The organism is Halobacteriovorax sp., assembly GCF_041587335.1.
GTDB lineage: Bacteria > Bdellovibrionota > Bacteriovoracia > Bacteriovoracales > Bacteriovoracaceae > Halobacteriovorax.
Genome location: NZ_JBFGYP010000001.1, coordinates 98,737 through 117,430, shown reverse-complemented (window position 1 = coordinate 117,430; position 18,694 = coordinate 98,737). Strand labels below are relative to the sequence as shown.

Annotated in this window: 16 protein-coding genes; 10 read left to right on the top strand and 6 right to left on the bottom strand. The window is 35.8% G+C overall.

Features of this window, described 5'->3' with window-relative positions; all coding sequences use genetic code 11:
* Positions 1–1,139: hypothetical protein (locus ABX784_RS00520; protein WP_372651320.1), on the top strand; the 1,139-nt coding region annotated here is incomplete at its 5' end.
* A 207-nt stretch (positions 1,140–1,346) separates the two neighbouring features.
* Entirely contained in the window at positions 1,347–2,603 is a 1,257-nt protein-coding gene (locus tag ABX784_RS00515) for a hypothetical protein (RefSeq protein ID WP_372651318.1), read from the top strand.
* A gap of 58 nt (positions 2,604–2,661) precedes the next feature.
* On the opposite strand, the gene ABX784_RS00510 is transcribed toward ABX784_RS00515, so the two are convergent.
* Both ABX784_RS00510 and ABX784_RS00505 read right to left on the bottom strand, forming a co-directional pair.
* Positions 2,662–3,135: a tRNA (cytidine(34)-2'-O)-methyltransferase gene (locus tag ABX784_RS00510; RefSeq protein WP_372651316.1), complete on the bottom strand. Its 474-nt coding sequence runs from the start codon at positions 3,133–3,135 to the stop codon at positions 2,662–2,664.
* 44 nt (positions 3,136–3,179) lie between these two features.
* On the bottom strand, positions 3,180–4,700 hold the full coding sequence (locus ABX784_RS00505) for a leucyl aminopeptidase (RefSeq protein WP_372651313.1): 1,521 nt from the start codon (positions 4,698–4,700) through the stop codon (positions 3,180–3,182).
* 116 nt (positions 4,701–4,816) lie between these two features.
* On the opposite strand from ABX784_RS00505, the gene ABX784_RS00500 reads away from it, so the two are divergent.
* A complete protein-coding gene (locus ABX784_RS00500; protein WP_372651311.1) occupies positions 4,817–5,965 on the top strand; it encodes an LptF/LptG family permease in 1,149 nt (382 codons plus the stop codon).
* Here ABX784_RS00500 and ABX784_RS00495 read toward each other — a convergent pair.
* From ABX784_RS00495 to ABX784_RS00485, 3 genes are all read right to left on the bottom strand, one after another.
* A complete protein-coding gene (locus tag ABX784_RS00495; protein ID WP_372651308.1) occupies positions 5,958–7,154 on the bottom strand; it encodes a helix-turn-helix domain-containing protein in 1,197 nt (398 codons plus the stop codon). The genes ABX784_RS00500 and ABX784_RS00495 overlap by 8 nt on opposite strands.
* An 8-nt stretch (positions 7,155–7,162) precedes the next feature.
* Entirely contained in the window at positions 7,163–8,014 is an 852-nt protein-coding gene (locus ABX784_RS00490; protein WP_372651303.1) for a tetratricopeptide repeat protein, read from the bottom strand.
* 64 nt (positions 8,015–8,078) lie between these two features.
* Positions 8,079–9,200: a class I SAM-dependent RNA methyltransferase gene (locus tag ABX784_RS00485; RefSeq protein WP_372651301.1), complete on the bottom strand. Its 1,122-nt coding sequence runs from the start codon at positions 9,198–9,200 to the stop codon at positions 8,079–8,081.
* A 62-nt stretch (positions 9,201–9,262) separates the two neighbouring features.
* Between ABX784_RS00485 and ABX784_RS00480 the strand changes: the two genes are divergently transcribed.
* The 5 genes from ABX784_RS00480 to ABX784_RS00460 all read left to right on the top strand — a co-directional run bounded on the left by ABX784_RS00480 (position 9,263) and on the right by ABX784_RS00460 (position 15,493).
* Positions 9,263–10,990 carry a TrkH family potassium uptake protein gene (locus ABX784_RS00480; protein ID WP_372651299.1) on the top strand — a complete coding sequence of 576 codons (1,728 nt, stop codon included), beginning with the start codon at positions 9,263–9,265 and terminating at the stop codon, positions 10,988–10,990.
* Between the two features lie 36 nt (positions 10,991–11,026).
* Positions 11,027–11,722 carry a TrkA family potassium uptake protein gene (locus ABX784_RS00475; protein WP_014245500.1) on the top strand — a complete coding sequence of 232 codons (696 nt, stop codon included), beginning with the start codon at positions 11,027–11,029 and terminating at the stop codon, positions 11,720–11,722.
* Between the two features lies 1 nt (position 11,723).
* The gene (locus ABX784_RS00470; RefSeq protein WP_372651296.1) at positions 11,724–12,935 is read left to right on the top strand and encodes a PAS domain-containing protein; all 1,212 of its coding nucleotides are present in this window, start codon (positions 11,724–11,726) and stop codon (positions 12,933–12,935) included.
* Between the two features lie 137 nt (positions 12,936–13,072).
* A complete protein-coding gene (lepA, locus tag ABX784_RS00465; RefSeq protein WP_372651294.1) occupies positions 13,073–14,872 on the top strand; it encodes a translation elongation factor 4 in 1,800 nt (599 codons plus the stop codon).
* On the top strand, positions 14,873–15,493 hold the full coding sequence (locus tag ABX784_RS00460) for a hypothetical protein (RefSeq protein ID WP_372651292.1): 621 nt from the start codon (positions 14,873–14,875) through the stop codon (positions 15,491–15,493).
* On the opposite strand, the gene ABX784_RS00455 is transcribed toward ABX784_RS00460, so the two are convergent.
* Positions 15,490–16,476, bottom strand: a complete 987-nt coding sequence (locus tag ABX784_RS00455) for a lysylphosphatidylglycerol synthase transmembrane domain-containing protein (RefSeq protein ID WP_372651290.1) — start codon at positions 16,474–16,476, stop codon at positions 15,490–15,492. The genes ABX784_RS00460 and ABX784_RS00455 overlap by 4 nt on opposite strands.
* A 103-nt stretch (positions 16,477–16,579) precedes the next feature.
* Here ABX784_RS00455 and ABX784_RS00450 point away from each other — a divergent pair, with 103 nt between their 5' ends.
* Both ABX784_RS00450 and ABX784_RS00445 read left to right on the top strand, forming a co-directional pair.
* Positions 16,580–17,902 carry a UDP-glucose/GDP-mannose dehydrogenase family protein gene (locus ABX784_RS00450; protein WP_372651288.1) on the top strand — a complete coding sequence of 441 codons (1,323 nt, stop codon included), beginning with the start codon at positions 16,580–16,582 and terminating at the stop codon, positions 17,900–17,902.
* Positions 17,903–17,904: 2 nt separating this feature from the next.
* Positions 17,905–18,693, top strand: a complete 789-nt coding sequence (locus ABX784_RS00445) for a nitrilase-related carbon-nitrogen hydrolase (RefSeq protein WP_372651286.1) — start codon at positions 17,905–17,907, stop codon at positions 18,691–18,693.
* Position 18,694: the final 1 nt, after the last annotated feature.

The following is an 18,694-nucleotide window of genomic DNA, read 5'->3' as shown; positions in this document are numbered from 1 at the left end:
GAGAAGATTGGATGAAAAAGCAAATCCTAATCGCAACAGGTTTAGCAGTACTTTCAACTAGTGCATTCGCTTCAAAAGCAAGATTAGAAGCTCTTGGTCAAAACGACGATAGAGGTTCTTTTTACGTTGAAGATGCAAGAAACATTTTTAGAAATGCTTCTAAAGTAAACACTCACAAAAACTACATCACTACTGAATGGGGTACAGCTTCAAACACAACTGATGATTCAACAACTGCTCCACATGCAGAAGGTGGATTCTTTAGAGAGATGGGATCGTTTAACTACGGTGTATATATGGGATCTCAAATTGATGCTCAAAATGCAGCAAGAAATACAGGTTCTTTCCAGTCACATGACAACGCTTTAGATTTATTCTTTGGTGGAGACATGGGTGTTCAATGGGGAGCAAGACTTCATTATGCAGCAGGAACTTCAGAGCCAACTGGTGGAATCAAGACAGAGCATGATAACTTTGGTCTAGGTCTTGGTATGGCAATGGGTGATATCGAAGGTTACGCAAATATGACTCTTTCTGATGAGTCTAAAGGTGGAGCACTTGCAGCGGATAAGTTTGAAGCAAACTCTTTAAACCTTGGTCTTTCTTACGATGTAATGGGAATGACAGTATTTGCTGATTACGATAAAGCTGGTTATGAGCAAACAGTTACAGCAACTGCAACTGAGTACACTGAAACAACTATGACTGTTGGTGTTGGTAGAATTCATGAAGTATCTTCAACTGCAAGATTAAATATGGACCTAGCATATGTATCTACAAAAGAAGAAACTAAGCCAGCGACAGCTACTGAAAGTGAAACAACTACAAGTACATTACCACTTACTTTAGGTTTCGAAGCTGATGCAACTTCATGGCTAACTCTTAGAGGGTCTGTTACTCAAAGTGTTTTAATTAACAACGAAGAGAAGAAAGGTGCAACTACTGCAGGTAACAACTATAAGCAGTCAAACTCAACTACAGATGTAAGTGCTGGTGCAACTCTTAACTTTGGTAAACTTAAAGTTGACGGTTCTATCGGTACAACTAGCCATGCTAGAAATGCTGCAACTCAGTCTGAAAACGGAACTCTTGCACTTGATAACGTGCTTACAAGAGTTGGTGTTACTTACTGGTTCTAATTTAAATTACAAAATAATTTAAATAATAAAGGCCCCGCTTATGCGGGGTTTTTTTTTGGTTTAAACAAGCGATATTCTTTCTTTTTATTGTTTCTTTTACGACACTTATCTTTCGGAAAAATTTGACAGTATTACAAATAACCAACACAATATTAATAGAACAAAAATTTGAATAAAATAATATTAACTTTTTCAGGAGAAAATTGGATGAAAAAGATTTTAGGATTAAGTGCTGCGGTAGTTATGGGATTGACTTCTACAGCTGCTCTAGCTTCAAAGGCTAGGATTTTAGCTTTAGGTGAAGAGGTTGAAGATCATTACTTTATTGAAGATTCGAGATCAATCTTTACTAACGCTTCTTATATTAATAACTATGCTGACACAATGATGTTAGAATGGGGTGGAACTGGAGCAACTTCTGGTGGAACTCTTGATCAAGACTCAGACCCTAAAGCAATGGGTGGGTTTTTAAAAAGATCTGGAAACTTCGTGTATGGAGTTTATCTTGGTAACGAATCAAACGTTTCTTCGTTTTTAAGAATTCTTGCTTCTCCGACTGGTACATATTTAGCAACTGCTGATAATCAGTTAGACCTGTTTATTGGGTCTGAACTAGCTTCTGGGATTAAATGGGGTGCAAACCTTGTTTACACTGATGATAAGAAAGAAACAACTGGAGCTACTCACTCTACTGACAAAGCTATGGCTGTGAGACTTGGTGCTCAAGCAGATGCTTGGGAAGGATATGTAAATGTTTCTCTTGCTTCAGAATCTGAAAAGAAAAACTTAACCGTTCCTTCTAAGTTTGATGGAAAGTTAGGGCTTCAAGTAGGTGGTTCATACAAGCTAAAAGATTACAAAGTTTATGCTTCATATAAGCAATTTGATTGGGATCAGATTGGTGGTAACCAGTCTGCTGGTGTAAAGTCTGAAGGTGGATTCTCAAGATATTTCCTAGGTGCAGGAAAGGTTCACAAGATTAATTCAACTGATACAGTAACTGTTAAGGCTGTTTATAATGTTTTAAATGTTGAGATGAAATATGCTTCAGGTGATAAGTCTGAACTTACAAGAAGAGCACTTCCTTTAGTTGCTACTTATGAAGCACAAGCAACTTCTTGGTTAATGCTTAGAGGATCTGTTTCTCATAACTTAATGGGAACAGCTGAATCAAAAAGACTTTCTAAGGTTGTTAACGGAACTTATTCAAATGGTGCTGCAGTAGTTGATACTCTAAAAGGATTGGCTCTTTCTAGTTACAATGGTTCAATGACTGATGGTGAAACTTCAATTGGAAGTAGTACAGCTATTAATGCTGGAGCATCACTTCTTTTTGGTAATTTAACTATCGATGGTTTTGTTGGAACTACAGCCGCTTCAAGAGCTACAGCGACTCAATCTAAGCAAGGTGTTCTTGCTCTTGATAACTTAATGACAAGAGTAGGGATGACTTATAAGTTCTAATTAATTTTAAAATTTATAAAATATCTTAGGGTCGCTTTGTGCGGCCCTTTTTTTTAGCTTAAGAGAATTTAATCTTTCTTATTACTTCATAACCAGCAGCAGTTACGATACTCGCTAGATTTAAAGACCTTATACTTTCATTTAAGATTGGAAAGCTAACAGAGTTGTTAGCATACTTTTCTAGAATATCTTTTGGGAGGCCTTTGCTCTCACTTCCAAATATTAAATAGGAATCTTCTTCAATTGTTTCTTGAAAGATATTTTTCTTTGCTGTCTTAGTAAAAAAGAAGAGCTTTGATAGCTCAGGATTTTCATTTTCTAGAAACTCATCAAAGTTTTGATATTCACTTATCTTAATTGAGTCCCAATAATCAAGACCTGCTCTTCTTACGGCCTTTTCAGAGATATCAAATCCTAGTGGGTGAATGAGTATCAACTCTAGATTTAGAGCTGCACACGTTCTTCCAATTGATCCGGTATTTCCTGGAATCTCTGGGGCGACTAATACAATTTTAAAATTTGGTTTATTCATAGGTAAGTATATAAGCGCCCAGGATTAACTGGGCGCTATGGAAATTATGCTTTCTTTAAGTAATCAACAAGAGTTCTAACGATAAGTCCTGATGCACCTTTTGTTGGGCAGTAAGACTTGTGTCCTTGGCTGTCACCAATTCCTGCGATATCAAGGTGTGCCCAAGGGATATCATTCTTAACAAAGTTTGATAGGAATGCTGCCGCTTTAGACGATCCACCAAATCTTGAACCACCAATGTTTTTAAGATCAGCTACAGGAGATTTCATATCATCGTGGAATTCCTTAATGATTGGAAGTTGCCACATGTACTCATCAGTGTTTTTCGCTGACTTTAAAAGAGTGTCTGTAAGTTTTTGGTTGTTACCCATGATTCCACAAACTTGATTACCAAGAGAAACTAGTACTGCTCCAGTAAGAGTTGCAGAGTCGATAATTGCATCTGGCTTTAAGTCAGAAGCATAATCTAAACAGTCAGCAAGTACTAATCTACCTTCAGCATCTGTATTTAAGATTTCAACAGATAAACCGTTTCTAGCTTTAACAATTGCATCTGGCATTGTTGCATGCTCGTTTACAGCGTTATCAGTCATACCAAGGATACAAGTAACTTTAACGTCAAGACCAAGTTTTGCTACTGCTCTAAATGCAGAGTAAACAGTTGCAGATCCTGCCATATCAAATTTCATATTCACCATTGAACCACCTGGCTTTAATGAATATCCACCTGTATCAAATACAAGTCCTTTACCAACTAGAGCAATGTGCTTAGTGTTCTTAGTTACTTTAGTAGGAGTATAAGTTAAGTGAACTAATTGAGGCTCATAAGCTGAACCATCATTTACAGATAGGAATAATCCCATTTTTTCTTTCTTAAGTTCTGCTCTTCCAAGAACTTTAGTTTTTACACCTTTAGTTCCCTTAATATCTTTTAGAACTTCCTTTGCATAAGTAGTACTTCTTAAGATGTTTGGTGCTTCGTTTACAAAGTTTCTACCAACGTTGATTGACTCTGTTACAACTAAAGTATCATCAAGAGTTTTTTGTAGTTTCTTAAGACCTGTTTTCTTTGCTGCAGAATCAAAAGTAATTTCTGTTAGCTTTGCAGGAGTTTGAGTCTTGAAGTGACGGTCAAACTTGTAATCTGCAAGCGAGATACCTTCAACTATTGCATTTAATGATTCATCGGCCTTGTTCTTGATTGTGAATCCATCAAGTTGAATTGCTACTTCTTTGTAAGTTGTAGCAAGTTGCTTGAAGATTGTAGCAGAGTGGTTTCTTAGATCTTCGAAAGTTACTTCTTTCTTTTCTCCAAGACCATATACAAGAACTGTTGTTCCATTCTCTAGGTGAAATGTATATGTACTAGTTGCTGCACCAGTGAAATCAGCTGCAGTTTTAATGTTTTCAAAAGAAGCTTTTAACTCTTTAGACCAGTGAGTATTTACGATGGCCTTAGATTCTTTCTTCTTTCCTTTAGCTTCAACAGTCTTTTCAAAAGCAGATACTAATACGAGAGTATCGCTAGAAAATTCTTTTGCCCCAAGATTAAGAGTGTATTTCATGGAATTCTCCTTTATATTGTTCGACCCGTAGGGTCATTAGTTGTGTAATAAATCTTCGCGAGTTAAACTATCATGATCATATTAGAATGCCAAAATTGAAGAAGGTTAAATAGTTCATGCTTAAACTCATTCAGCGCTACCTAGCAGTTAACTTCATAGCTCCATTTGCAATGAGCTTATTTTTCTTCGTGGCATTCTTGCTCACATTTCAATTATTTCGAATCATTAAAATCGTTATAAGTAAGGGTGTAGAGTGGAGTCTTGTTTTTGAGCTTATGGGTCATATCTCAATCTCTTTCATTCCAATGGCCGTTCCACTTTCGTGTCTTTTTGCAACAATCTACACACTTAATAAGCTAAGTGATGACTCCGAGATAGTTGCTATGCGCTCATTTGGCATGACCAAATTTAAACTCTTTCTTCCTTTTCTTGTATTGGCTATATTTATCGGTACTTGTGTCTATTCCTTGAATAATAAAGTAATTCCGGCATCTAAAACTCAATTTAAAAATACGATAGTGAGACTAACTTCTAGAGGTGTCCTAACTGACATAAAAGAAGGGAAGTTCTTCACAGAGGTTGCTGGAGTGACCCTCTTTGCTGACACGGTTATTGATAAGGGCCGTAAAATGTATAATGTATTTATACAGCAAGAGGGGAAAGGAAATTTATTGGAGCAGGTCGTTACAGCTAAAGAAGGTGCTCTAATAAAGATTCAAAATGAGGAATGGTCTATCCCAAGCGTAAGACTACATCTTACTGACGGAACCATTGTAAAGAGGTTTAAAGATACGCATAAGGACTTAGAGAAGATTCTTTTTAAAGAGTATGACTTTCCATTGGCCTCAGGTGGAGCAATAAATCATTTTGTTACTAAAGATGGAATGAGAACAAACGCTGAGTTGTCTGTGGAAATTCGATTGGCCACGGAGAGAGCAAGGGCAAAGAACCTTTCTTGGAGAGAAACTGAAAAATCAATGGCCAAAACAAAGCTTGAATTATGGTCTAGAATTAATACTCCATTTCTATGTTTTGTTTTTATCCTTGTTGGTTTTTCTTTAGGGATAAAGCATGGACGAGGAAAGAGTAAAAATACATCTGGAAGAGCTCTCGCTGTATTACTTTCATACTATTCTTTGTTTTTCTTAGGAGTGAGCTTTGCTAGGAAAGGAATGGTTCCAGGATATCTAGTGGTTTTTCTACCAACCATTCTTGCAGGAATGGTCGGCGTTTATTTCTATCGTAAATTAGACTGGGTTAGTTAGTAATTGATTCTTCGTATTCTGACGAAGTGATAACTTGACCAGGTTTTGGATATAAGAAAAGAGGGAGCTTGTAATCAACGGCTTTCTCTTGAGGAAATACTAGAGACTTAACGCCAGAACGAGACGTTATCTTAAGAGCTTTATTATTTAAGAAAATTTGAGCAACGTTTATATTACCAAGAAAGACTCTAACAACATCACCTCTAATTAAAAGAGTTCTTCCCTTACTTAAGACAAACTTCTTAATATCTCCATCATCTGATTTGTAAGTAATCCAAGTGTCTCCATCAACTGCAGAAATAAAAATATTTTGCTTACCTTGTATTAAAGACGCTTTTATATTTTCTGGTAGGTGAGTGTAGGCCTCTTCATCATTCGTTACTTCATAAAGTGGAAGAGGAATCGCTCTTAGGTTAATCTCTTTATCTTCTTTCTTCTCTTCTTCTGTTACAACTTTCTTTTCTTCTTCTGTAGCAGGCTTAGCTTCGGTCTTAACTTCTTCTTTTTTCTTTTCAACTGGTTTTACTTCAACAGTACTTGTTTCCGTTTCCTCAGGTGTACTTTCTTCTACTAACTCAACAGGGGGCTCACTTTCTTCAGTTAAAGGTGTCTTCTCTGATACTTCTTGTGGTCTAACATCAACTAAAGGAGTTTGTGCAACCTCAATAGAGTTTGTGTTTTCTTCTGTTGCTATCTCTTCACCAGGTTGTGTACTTGTATTGTTGATAACAATTGCAAAAAGAATAATTAAGGCAACAAATACACCAGCAATTGTTAAATACTGAGTAGGTATCTCTTTACTCGAAGAACTAGACTCAACAGGTGGGTTCGTTGGAGGAACTCCTTCTAGTGGCGTCGGTGCACTTTTGGCAATCGTTTCACTAGTAGATCCATAGGCTTCATTTAAAAGCTTGAGGCATTCTGCTTCATCTAAACCAATTGTTTTAGAGTAACTTTTAACAAAGCCGATTACATAAGCTTTACTCGGAAGTTTATCAAAGCAATTATTTTCAATATTCTCTAAAATTGTTACAGAAATCTTAGTATGTTGCGAAATCACCTTAAGAGAAAGATCTCTTTCTTCTCGTGCTAAACGTAGGTATTCTCCAATTGTCACTTTGCTAACCACCTCGTTAGATGCAATACATTCACTGTTTGAAAGTTCTTCAGTATTCTGTTCTGTATCCATAAGCCTTGTTAAAAAGATGGACTATCGTATTGATTAGTACTCTTTACTTTATTAGGAGTGATTGTACCACTCGCTTGTTTTTCAATGATTTGTTCATTGTTTATTTTTTTTAATTTTAGATGAGCTAGTGTTGAATATCTAGTGGAGGAAAAACGTTCTATAACTTCTTGAAATTTTGCTTTTGCTTGAGCAAAATCCTCGAGTTGAAGGTACGTAACTGCTTGCATATAAGTAGGCTCTGGGTTTTCATAACACTTCCCTTTAGAAGCCTCTTTAAACCACTTTAGGGCCGAGTTGTATTGGTACTCACCAAGATAGATCTTTCCTAGTTCATAACTTGCAGGACAGTAATCTTGATTCTGAGTATTTGCCATTAGAAAATTTTCTTTGGCCTTAACTGTATTCTTTTTAATCAAGTATATAAGCCCAATATTGTAGTGAGTTCTATATTGGTGCTGATAAGTTAAGTTTTTAAGAACGCTTTGGTAGCTCTTAAGCGACTTATCATACTCTTTATTCTTATAGTAAAGAGAACCAAGGTTATTTAAAGCATCTGAGTTGTTCTTATCAATATCTAAACTTTCATTAAGAAACTTGAAAGCCGTCTTTGTTTGCCCAAGGAAGTAATAGCTCATAGCCAAGTTATTTAAGATCTTTGTATCGTCTTGTTTGATCTCATAAGCTTGCTTTAAGTACTTTAACGCTTCTCTGTAATCTTTTTGTAGAAGTTTAGACGTCCCGTGTGAGTAGAATAGCTCAGATTTTTTTTGCTCAGGAGATTTTGAAAGCTTGTTTCTAGTAGCACACGACGTAAGTGTTATAAGCGTAAGCAGGACTATTAATATTTTTCCAAAATTCATTTTTGCTCCATGAAAAGACTTCTGTGTCTAATACACCAGATTGTACTTCTTTGGTTAGGTTAAATCAACCAAATCGCAGTGTAGAAAAGGTTTCAAAGTGTCTTGTTCCTGGGAATAAATCAAAAATCGTTAGGTCTTCAATTGTGAACTTTTGCTCTATTGATTTAATATCTCTTACAGCAGATGAAGCTTCACAGTTGATCATAAAGATATGAGTTGGATTGAGTTTAGATATGAGCTCACTAATATTTTTCAAGCCAGATCTTGGAGGGTCTAGAATGATGGCAACCTCATTCCCGTCAGCTCTCTTCTTGATTAAATCAATAGCGTTCTTGTGGTAAAGATTAATTTCTTCAAAAGTTTGATGCTCCTTAAAGTCTTTCTTTGTAGGAGGAAAGCCATCAATTACGAGGGTTTGGTACTCTACTAAGTTTCTAGAGAGGTTACCTGCACCACCAAAGAGGTCAAGTAACATAACCTCTTTAGGAATATGAGATCTAACTTGTGTCTCAAGATGTGAAAGCATTTTAGCGTTCATCACTTCGTTAACTTGAGTGAAGCCACCTTCAGCATAACGCTTGTTGATGGTGATTTGAATATTGGAGTCTAATTCATAAATTTCTATATGACCCTTAGGAGCCTCAAATTTAACTAATTTTAACCAAGAGTCTTCCTCGTATAACTCTTTTAACTTATTAGAAATATTAGAGTTTACTACCATGCAGCTCTCTACTTCTCTAATTTTTGAGTTCAGCGAATCAATCATGCCTAGTTTCTTCTCTTCTTTATCGTAGTGAAGTTGAACTCTATTTCTATAGTAGTATCTCTCTGGAGCTGATATGAGCTCCACTTGCGCATTTAGCTGATCAATACGCTCAAACATTCTCTTTGCCGTATTGTGCTTTAGGGCAATTTCATTTTCATAGCTTGTGTGCAGATAATGACAGCCTGAGCAGTTGTAAAAGTGTTTACACTCCGCTTCAATTCTATGCTCTGACTTTGTTCGTAGATCCTTAAGATCGAGTCTTGAGAAAATTAGCCGACCTTTCTTCTTGGACTTTATAGGAGCTATCTCACCAGTTTCTCCAGGTAGAGTCTTCTCTATAAAACAAACTTGTTCATCAGTTTTACTGATTCCTTGACCAAGAGGGTCAATGTGGTCAATATTGAATTCTACTTTCTTCATAATATCCAACGGGTAAAAAGTGACTTATAAAAGGATTTCGTATTTAGTATTATCATAGTCTTATGGGAAAAATATCACAAAAATTACCATTTCTTTTAGAATTCATATTTAACGGTCTATTTATTTTTCTGTATTCGTTAAGATCTATAAAGAAAATACCTGTCAGCTGGAACGCTGAACTTGTTAATAGTGTTATACAAAACGCTGCGTACATAGTTCCGTTTATATTGTTGATAAATGTTTTAAATAATTTCAGAAGTTCAAAAGGTCTAGAAGACTTTCTTCGACGATATATTTTCTCTGTCGTTGTTTTTATTCCTCTACTCATTACGTGGGGGGATGTGGAGTTCGCTTTTTGGCTGGCCTCTGCACATTTACTTTCTTCCATCCTAGCTCTTTATGATGATGTTAATGAAATAAAAGAAGAGAGAGTTAGGAATGAACAAAACCTTTTTCAAGGTCTGAGATTAAGGCCTGCCCAGATGGTTCTTTTCTCTTTTGTAGGGGTGATCTTTTTAGGAACCTTCTTACTGATGCTGCCAGTATCTTCTGTTGATGGAAAAAGTATATCTTTTGTAGACGGTTTATTCATGTCTACTTCAGCTACATGTGTAACAGGTCTCGCTACGATTTCTGTTCAAGATAATCTATCTGTATTTGGACAGGTTGTTTTACTGGTTCTTATTCAGATTGGTGGTCTTTCCATTATGACTCTTTACTCTTCTATGGCCATACTACTTGGTAGGTCAATGAGAATGAAAGATAGAATTATAATGCAAGACCTCTTAGACGTCTCTTCACTTGAGGAGCTCTTTGCGATGATTATTAATATTATTAAATATACTTTCCTTATAGAGTTATGGGGTGGAATTGTTTTAACAATTGCTTTTACCTTTGAAGGATTTGAGTTTGGAAAGGCCATTTACTATGGTTTCTTTCATAGTATCTCTGCCTTTTGTAATGCTGGGTTTAGTTTATTTAATAATTCCTTGGAAAGTTACGCGGCCTCACCACTCATAAATGGAACTATTGCTGTTCTTATTATTTTAGGTGGACTTGGTTTTATTGTTTTAAAAGAATTGGCCGAAGTGATCACAAAGGGAAAGAAGCTTGTAAGACTGGGGCTACATTCAAAAATAGTGATCGTTACAACTATATTTTTAACTGCCGGTGGTACCTTATTTATTTTCTTTGGAGAGTTTTTAAATTCTCTAGATTCCTACACTCTCTGGGAAAAAATGCAGATATCTTTTTTCCAATCTGTGACCTTGAGAACTGCCGGGTTTAATACAATCCCTCTTACAAATCTTCACAAATATACTATCTATATGATGACTCTTTTTATGTTTATTGGTGGGAGTCCGGGCTCGACCGCTGGTGGTGTGAAGACGACAACTTTAGCAATTCTCTTTTACTCGATAAAGTCGACACTTCTTGGTGAAAAGAAAGTTACAGTATTAGATCGAAAGATTCCTTCTCCTGTGGTGGTGAGGGCAACTGCTCTAATGTTTATATCGATATTAATAACGAGTACATTTATACTTATATTAATGAAAATTGAGCCCGAACAAGCGTTCCTGCCCATATTCTTTGAGGTGATAAGTGCCTCTGGAACTGTTGGCTTAACTCTTGGGATTACACCGTATCTATCCATGATGGGAAAGATAGCCGTGTCAGTGCTGATGCTCATTGGTCGTATTGGACCTCTGACTTTGATACTGGCAATTGGGCAAAGAAATAGAGATAAAGGTAAATTTGACTACCCTGATGGTAGAATAATGATTGGTTAAAAAGATTTTTAAATAAAAAATTAATAAGGAAGAATTATGATCGTTGCTGTCATAGGACTAGGAACATTTGGTGCAAAAACTGCTGTGAGACTTTTTGAAAAAGGTGCAGAAGTTATTGCTATTGATAAGAATGATGAGCTAGTAGACAAGATTAAAGATAGAGTAACCCATGCAGTATCATTAGATGTTACTGAGGAAAGGTCTCTTAGATCAGTTAATATTTCTGATGTTGACGTTGCTGTTGTGGCCATTGGTGATCATATTGAAATGAGTATCCTTGCTGTGACAATGCTTCGACGACTTGGTGTGGGAAGGGTTATTGCGCGTGCAACTTCAACTTTACATGAGCATGTTTTACAAGAAATTGGAGCATCAGAAATTATAAAAGTTGAAGAGGAAATGGGGGAGATTATAGCTTCTAAAATTGTCGCACCTCACGTTATGCAGCGATATAACTTCTCTGCAGGTTACTCAATTGTTGAACTAAAGCTTGGAAAGAAGTTTGAAGGAAAAACAATCGTTGAGAGTAAGATTAGACAAAGTTACAACCTCAACGTTGTAGCTCTTCAAAAGAAAATTCCATATATCGCAGAAGATGGTAAATCTGCTTATAGAGTTGAAATAAATGACTGTCCAATGCCAATGGATGTAATTGAGTCTGACGATATTATTGTTCTCGTAGGTAGTGAGAAGAATTTTAATAAATTGTTTGCTGACTTAGTGGAGGGATAATTTGAATTTATCACTTAAAAATAGAGTTGCTGCTAGTTTTATTATCGCCTGTTTTGTGGTCCTCGTTGTGGGATTCACTGTATTTTTTCATTTGAACTCTTTAAATAAAGAAATTGAATCTATTACAGTAAAATCAAATAGAGTTTCTCTTTTAACAGATGAGATTAGAATTTCTGCAGTATCAATCTTGAAGTATCAAAGAAGGATTCTTTCTAAGAAAGCTTCTCCTGAATTAGTTGAAAAGCTAGTTAATCTCTGTGATAGCTTTACATCACAGCTTCAAACATTAGACTCTTTATATAGAGATCCCGATGTAAAAAGAGTTGTGGCCCAGATGCAGTCGTATGTAGACTCATTAAAAGTTGTTCTTGGGAAGGCATCGCTTTTTCATCGAGACAATATTGGTATGGCCTCCATTGGTGATCTTGCTGATAAAATTTTAGACTCCTTCAGTGAGTTTCAAGATATTCAGTACTTTCAGTCAGTAGAGCGAGATAAGAAAATTAAAAAAATTATTAATGAAACTAAGAGAAATATGATGATTACACTCATTATTAGTTTTCTTGGGACAATAATTTTAGGTCTGGTAGTACCTGGTAAGATTGCCCTTCCTTTTAAGAAAATTAAAGATGCTATTAGAGAGCTACAAGATTGTAACTTTGATGTTTCGATTTACTATTCTCAAGACGATGAAATAGGTGAGATTGCCCGTGAGATGAATAAGATGATTCACTCCTTTAAGGTTTTTGAAGAACTTAGGACAGACCGTATATCTCTAGAGAATAGGAAGTTTGATGCTCTAGCAAACTTAGTTAAAAAACCAGTTCTCCTCGCCAATGCAAATAATCAAATTATTTACATGAACTCTAGGCTCTATTCTTTACTTCAAGTTCAATCAGAAGATGTTATTGGAAAGACTATGAGTGATACACTCATTCCTGAATCAATAATTTCTACTTATCAATTAGCGATTAAAAGAAGAAGTAAAATTGAAAATGCAGATATTGTTATTCCTAAGAAAAAGCCAAAAGAAGTCGAAAATGAAGGCGATAACGCAAGTGTTGTTGAAGACGATTCAGCTAAGCTAGAGAATACAGAGGCCGAAGTTGAAGAGAATATCTTCAGTGGGTACGGTAATGTTATTCCAATTAGAGGTAAGGAAAGTTCAATGGACTATTATCTGATGGTTCTTTCTGCGGATGTACACGTATAAAATCAAGCTCTTGATGCGTGACGCAAGGGGAGGAGTTTATTTTTACTAATTTCTCCTCTCTAGTCTTTTTAAATGCTTAAAAATTGGTTAATATATGTTGTTTTAAAGCAGCATATAGACCAATAGGCAAAAAAATAATGGATCAACAATTCATCAGAAATTTCTCAATTATCGCTCATATTGACCACGGAAAATCTACTCTAGCGGATAGACTACTCGACGAAACAAAGACAGTTTCAGTTCGAGAAAGAAAAGACCGTCTACTAGATAATATGGATATCGAAAAAGAACGTGGGATTACAATTAAAGCGCAAACGGTACGTTTAAAATATCTCGCAAAAGACGGGAACACGTACTACCTAAACCTCATTGATACTCCGGGACACGTAGACTTCTCTTATGAAGTTTCAAGATCTTTAGCATCATGTGATGGAGCTTTACTAGTAGTAGACGCTTCTCAAGGGGTTGAGGCCCAAACTCTCGCCAACGTTTATATGGCGATGGAAAATGATTTAGAAATTATACCAGTGCTAAATAAGATTGATCTTCCTCATGCTGATGTAGATAAAGTTAAGCAAGAGATTGAAGATATTGTCGGTATCGACGCAATGGAAGCTGATGAGGTTTCTGCAAAGTCTGGTATTGGAATGTCAGATCTTCTTGAGACAATAGTTGCTAAAGTACCAGCACCAGTTGGGAAAAGTGAAAATGATCTCCAGGCCCTAATCTTTGATTCATGGTTTGATCCATACCAAGGTGTGGTTGTTCTAGTTAGAGTCATGGAAGGAACACTAAAGAAAAAAGAAAAAATATTCTTAAAATTCTCTGACCAAGAATATGAAGTTTTAAAGATGGGTGTTAATACTCCATTCTTTGAAGAGGTTAAGGAGTTAGGCGCAGGTGAAGTAGGAATGCTTATCTGTGGAATCAAGACAGTAAGAGATGTCAAAATTGGCGATACAGTTGTTCATGCTAAAAAGAAAAATACTCCAAACCTTCCAGGTTATTCTGAAGTAAAGCCAATGGTTTTCTGTGGAATTTTTCCTGTGGACTCTGTTGATTATGAAAATTTAAAAGAAGCTCTAGAGAAATTAGCTCTAAATGATTCATCGTTCACTTATGAGCCAGAAACTTCTGGAGCTCTTGGATTTGGATATAGATGTGGATTTCTTGGACTTCTGCACATGAATATTATTCAAGAGAGACTAGAGAGAGAGTTTGAGTTAAATCTTATCTCAACAGCTCCATCTGTTTCTTATAAAGTAGAGTTGATGGATGGGACAAATATTGATGTCGAAAATCCTGCTGACTTACCTGAGCCAGGAGAGTTTGAGTCAATCTCTGAGCCATATGTGAAAATATCTATTCACGTTCCTAATGAATTTGTTGGGAGAATTATTAAATTATGTGAAGAGAGAAGAGGAATTCAAACAGATTTAAACTATATCACTGAGGACAGAGTTCAAGTCTCATACGATCTTCCTTTAAGTGAGATGGTATTTGATTTCTATGACAAACTAAAAGGAATGTCTAAAGGCTACGCCTCTATGGATTATGACTTTAAAGGTTATGAGCCATCTACTCTTGTGAAGGTTGATATCTTATTAAATGGTGAAAAGGTTGATGCTTTATCATTAATTTGTCATAGAGATAATGCTTACAGTAAAGGTAAGGTTCTGGTTGAGAGACTTAGAAAAATTATAGATAGACAACAATTTGATATTGCTATTCAAGCTGCCATAGGTGCAAAAATTATCTCTAGAGAAACAGTTAAAGCTCTAAGAAAGAATGTTTTGGCCAAGTGTTATGGTGGAGATATTTCTAGAAAGAGAAAGCTTCTTGAAAAGCAAAAAGCTGGTAAGAAGAGAATGAAAATGGTGGGGAATGTTGAGATTCCTCAAGAAGCATTCTTAGCAGTACTTAAGGTAGACGATTAAATGATAGAATCTGTAATGGAGCATTTAGGCAATGCTCTAAATATTTATAGTAACGGAAAGCATTTTGATAAAATGCTTGAAGCGAAGAATTTATACTTTTCTTTAACTGGTCAAATCTTCGAAGAAGACCAGGACTATGAAAGTAGAATGTCAGCATTTAATGATTGGTATTTATTACAGTATGTTTCTGAGGATGGTTGTCCAATATGGAATTATGTTTCAGAGAATTCAGTAGAGGAGAAAGTTTCTAAGGCGCTTAGAACTATCAAGCACTCCATCTATGAGTATCAAGGTCGCACTTTTAGAAAACAACATATACTTAAAGACATTGTTCACAACAGAAAGATCGTACTTTCAAAAAGAGCAGTGATTCCTTCACTTATTAAGAATGATTTATTTATCGGAAGAGTTATTGAAACTGAGGGAGAGTACTTTACTCTTTCGGGTCTTTGCTTACTTCCTGGAGAAATTAAAAGTGTTCTTAAGAAAGAGGGAAAGAAAGTAAGAGCATTAAATGACTCAAAGAAAGAAGTTGATTTTCTACTCAAGGTTGAATCGTTAAAGACTAAATGGGTTCGTTATGGACATTTAGATGCTAAAACGATTTTTATTTTTGATTAAGCTTCCTTCTCTTCAAATTCATCAGCTTCTTTAATTGTATGTTTCTTGCTTAGTAAGTAAGGAATAACTCCTAATAGATTTGTACTAACATTTAATACAAAGAATAGGTTAAATAGAGACGCACCATTAGTAATGTTTACAAATTGAAATAGCTTTTCAAATACTACGTGTCCAACTCCAAGTCCTGCTGGTGAGATTGGAATTGCTGTTGAGATCATTCCAATAGGGATAAAAGTAAAGAGTTGTCCAACTGGAACTTTCGTCGTGATAAATGGTTCCGTCACAAGCCAAAATGCAGAAACACTTCCAAATTGTAATGCACAACTGATGGCCACTCCAAATAGTACCGCCGTCTTATTTTCACCGATGGACCAAACTTGCTCTAGAGTCTTTGCTATTTTTGATCCTATAAGTGGAATAATATTTAGGATTTTAAATATAGTATTTTGAATCTTTTTTGGAAGGAAAAGCGATACTAGAAATACAATACTTCCTAAAAATAGAAAACTATTAAAATGTAGAAGAGTTTTCATTTTTGGAGATAGGGCAATCATGTCGTCATAGTTAATGATCGTAAAAATACCTGTAAGAAAAATGAGTCCAACTAGTCCTAGAATTCTATCAATAAAAGCCGTCATTATAAGAAATGTTTTAGGGAGAGATCTATCAAGGTCTCTAGCATAAACAAGTTTAATTAAATCTCCTGTAACTGCACCAGGAAGGAAAGTATTAAAGAATTGCCCTATCCAGTTGAGCTTCATAAGTTTGAGAGGAGGAAAGCTTTTCTTGGACTTAGTCTTTAGGAGAGCTCTCCATCTAAAGCTCGATAAGTTAACTTGAAGAACAATTAATATAAATGCATAAATCCAATTATTAGATTCACTTACGAGTCTTTTAACTAATGAGAAGTCTAATTTTCCACTATTAACGAGCCACCCAATGAGTAGTGCTGCAATGAGAAATTTTAACAATGTTTTGATCATTGGGTTACCTAGTTTTGCGGTGCAGGGATTTTGTCTTTTCTCTCTATATTTAATGAAATTAGTGCTATTGTAAAGATCTTTGAATTTTAATAGGGAATTGATAATGAGAGTTTCAGTAATAGGTACAGGATATGTTGGTTTAGTAAGTGGAACTTGTTTCGCAGAGATAGGTCATGATGTTACATGCATTGATATTGACCCAAAGAAAATTGCGATGCTTGAAGACGGTAAGTCTCCAATTTATGAACCAGGTCTTGAAGAGCTTCTTCATAGAAATATAAAGTCTAAGAGACTAACATTTTCAACAAATTACGATTCTGTAAAAGAAGCAAAATCAATATTTTTAGCAGTGGGAACTCCATCGGCAGATGACGGTTCGGCCAACCTAGAATACTTAAAAGCAGCAGCTGTTTCTGTTGCTAAAGAAATGACTGAAGGTGCAATTATAGTTATCAAGTCTACAGTTCCAGTTGGAACTTGTGAGATGATTAAAGAGCTTGTTGCAAATACAACTGACAAAGCATTTCATATTGTAAACAATCCTGAATTTTTAAAAGAAGGGACGGCTGTTGATGACTTTATGAAGCCGGATAGAGTTGTTATTGGTCATGCTGATCAATTTGCAGCAGACGCGATGAGTGAACTCTATGCTCCACTAGTTCGTCAAGGAAACCCAATTTATATGATGTCTAATCTCTCAGCAGAGATGACTAAGTACGCAGCGAACTGTTTTCTAGCAACTAAGATTTCTTTTATAAATGAAATAGCAAAACTTTGTGACCTTCGTGGTGCAGATATCAATGAAGTAAGAGATGGGATTGGAAGTGATAAAAGAATTGGAAGCCAATTTCTTTATCCAGGACCTGGTTACGGTGGAAGCTGTTTTCCAAAAGATGTAAAAGCTCTTATGCATACAGCAAAAGAAAGTGGAATGACTTTAAAAGTTGTAGAAGCGACAGAAGAAGTAAATGAAGAGCAAAAGAAGAGAATGTTTGAAAAAATAATGTCTTACTACGGAGATGTAAAAGGAAAGACTTTTACATTTTGGGGAGTGGCCTTTAAAGCAAACACAGATGATATTAGAGAGACTAGTGCGATTACTATGGCGAAAGAGCTTGTTAAGGCCGGAGCTAAGGTAAATTACTATGATCCAGAAGCAGCTAATAACTTTGAAGAGTTGATGGAGTCTATGGATGAAACTCAAGGTTCTACTTTTAAATTTGAAAATAAATACGATGCTTTAAATAATTCAGACGGACTTGTGACAATGACTGAGTGGAGAGAGTTTACTTCACCAGATTTTGAAGAAATAAAATCTAGATTAAATAAGTCAGTAATCTTTGATAGTAGAAACCTTTATAAGACAGGAAAAGTTTTAGACCTAGGTTTTGATTACTTTGCTATTGGTAAAAGGATTGTAAAGTAGTTATGAAAGTAGCCATTGTTCAAATGACTTCGGTCTTAGATTATAGAGTAAACTTAGAGAAGATAGAGTCTTTCTTAGAGGAAGTATCCTCTCAGAGTATTGACGCTGTTTTTCTACCTGAGTGTTTTTATTCTATGTCTAATGGGAGAGGGCCAACTCCTCACCTAGTAGAGTTTGAAAATGAGCATTATAAAAATATTCAAAATTTAGCAAAGAAGTTTAAGGTTTCTCTCATTGGGGGAACTGCAGCTTCTTTAGTGGATGGTGTTGTTATTAATAGGGCCTACAACTTTTCTTCTGAGGGAGAAGATTTAGGTCACTATGATAAGAACCATCTATTCTCTTGTGACTTTGTAAGAGACGGTAAGAGAAAGAAGATAGATGAAGGTGATGTTTATACTCCAGGAACTGAGAGTAAGTTATTAGAGTACTCTGGAGTGAAGATAGGACTGGGTGTCTGTTTTGATCTTCGCTACAGTGAGATGTCTCTAGAGTATAGAATGAAAGGTGCTCAAGTCTTAACTTACTCATCAGCATTCACTGTGCCTACTGGTATGGCCCATTGGCATACTCTTCTTAGATCTCGAGCAATTGAAAATCAGTGTTTTGTAATAGCCTCCGCTCAATGGGGTGTGAATAATGAAGTTATTTCAACTTACGGTCACTCTCTGATTGTTGATCCTTGGGGAGAAGTTCTGGTTGATGCTAAAGAGGGCGAAGGGATCTATGTTCAAGAATTAGACCTTGATAAAATTTCCGAAGTAAGAAGCCAAGTTATAATGGGTAGATAAC

What these genes read in the sequence shown, in the direction of transcription:
- ABX784_RS00450 (WP_372651288.1), top strand. Translation starts at nt 16,580, where the DNA reads ATGAGAGTTTCAGTAATAGGTACAGGATATGTTGGTTTAGTAAGTGGA.
- ABX784_RS00455 (WP_372651290.1), bottom strand. Translation starts at nt 16,476, where the DNA reads ATGATCAAAACATTGTTAAAATTTCTCATTGCAGCACTACTCATTGGG.
- ABX784_RS00460 (WP_372651292.1), top strand. Translation starts at nt 14,873, where the DNA reads ATGATAGAATCTGTAATGGAGCATTTAGGCAATGCTCTAAATATTTAT.
- ABX784_RS00515 (WP_372651318.1), top strand. Translation starts at nt 1,347, where the DNA reads ATGAAAAAGATTTTAGGATTAAGTGCTGCGGTAGTTATGGGATTGACT.
- ABX784_RS00510 (WP_372651316.1), bottom strand. Translation starts at nt 3,135, where the DNA reads ATGAATAAACCAAATTTTAAAATTGTATTAGTCGCCCCAGAGATTCCA.
- ABX784_RS00500 (WP_372651311.1), top strand. Translation starts at nt 4,817, where the DNA reads ATGCTTAAACTCATTCAGCGCTACCTAGCAGTTAACTTCATAGCTCCA.
- ABX784_RS00490 (WP_372651303.1), bottom strand. Translation starts at nt 8,014, where the DNA reads ATGAATTTTGGAAAAATATTAATAGTCCTGCTTACGCTTATAACACTT.
- ABX784_RS00505 (WP_372651313.1), bottom strand. Translation starts at nt 4,700, where the DNA reads ATGAAATACACTCTTAATCTTGGGGCAAAAGAATTTTCTAGCGATACT.
- ABX784_RS00480 (WP_372651299.1), top strand. Translation starts at nt 9,263, where the DNA reads ATGGGAAAAATATCACAAAAATTACCATTTCTTTTAGAATTCATATTT.
- ABX784_RS00495 (WP_372651308.1), bottom strand. Translation starts at nt 7,154, where the DNA reads ATGGATACAGAACAGAATACTGAAGAACTTTCAAACAGTGAATGTATT.
- ABX784_RS00445 (WP_372651286.1), top strand. Translation starts at nt 17,905, where the DNA reads ATGAAAGTAGCCATTGTTCAAATGACTTCGGTCTTAGATTATAGAGTA.
- lepA (WP_372651294.1), top strand. Translation starts at nt 13,073, where the DNA reads ATGGATCAACAATTCATCAGAAATTTCTCAATTATCGCTCATATTGAC.
- ABX784_RS00475 (WP_014245500.1), top strand. Translation starts at nt 11,027, where the DNA reads ATGATCGTTGCTGTCATAGGACTAGGAACATTTGGTGCAAAAACTGCT.
- ABX784_RS00485 (WP_372651301.1), bottom strand. Translation starts at nt 9,200, where the DNA reads ATGAAGAAAGTAGAATTCAATATTGACCACATTGACCCTCTTGGTCAA.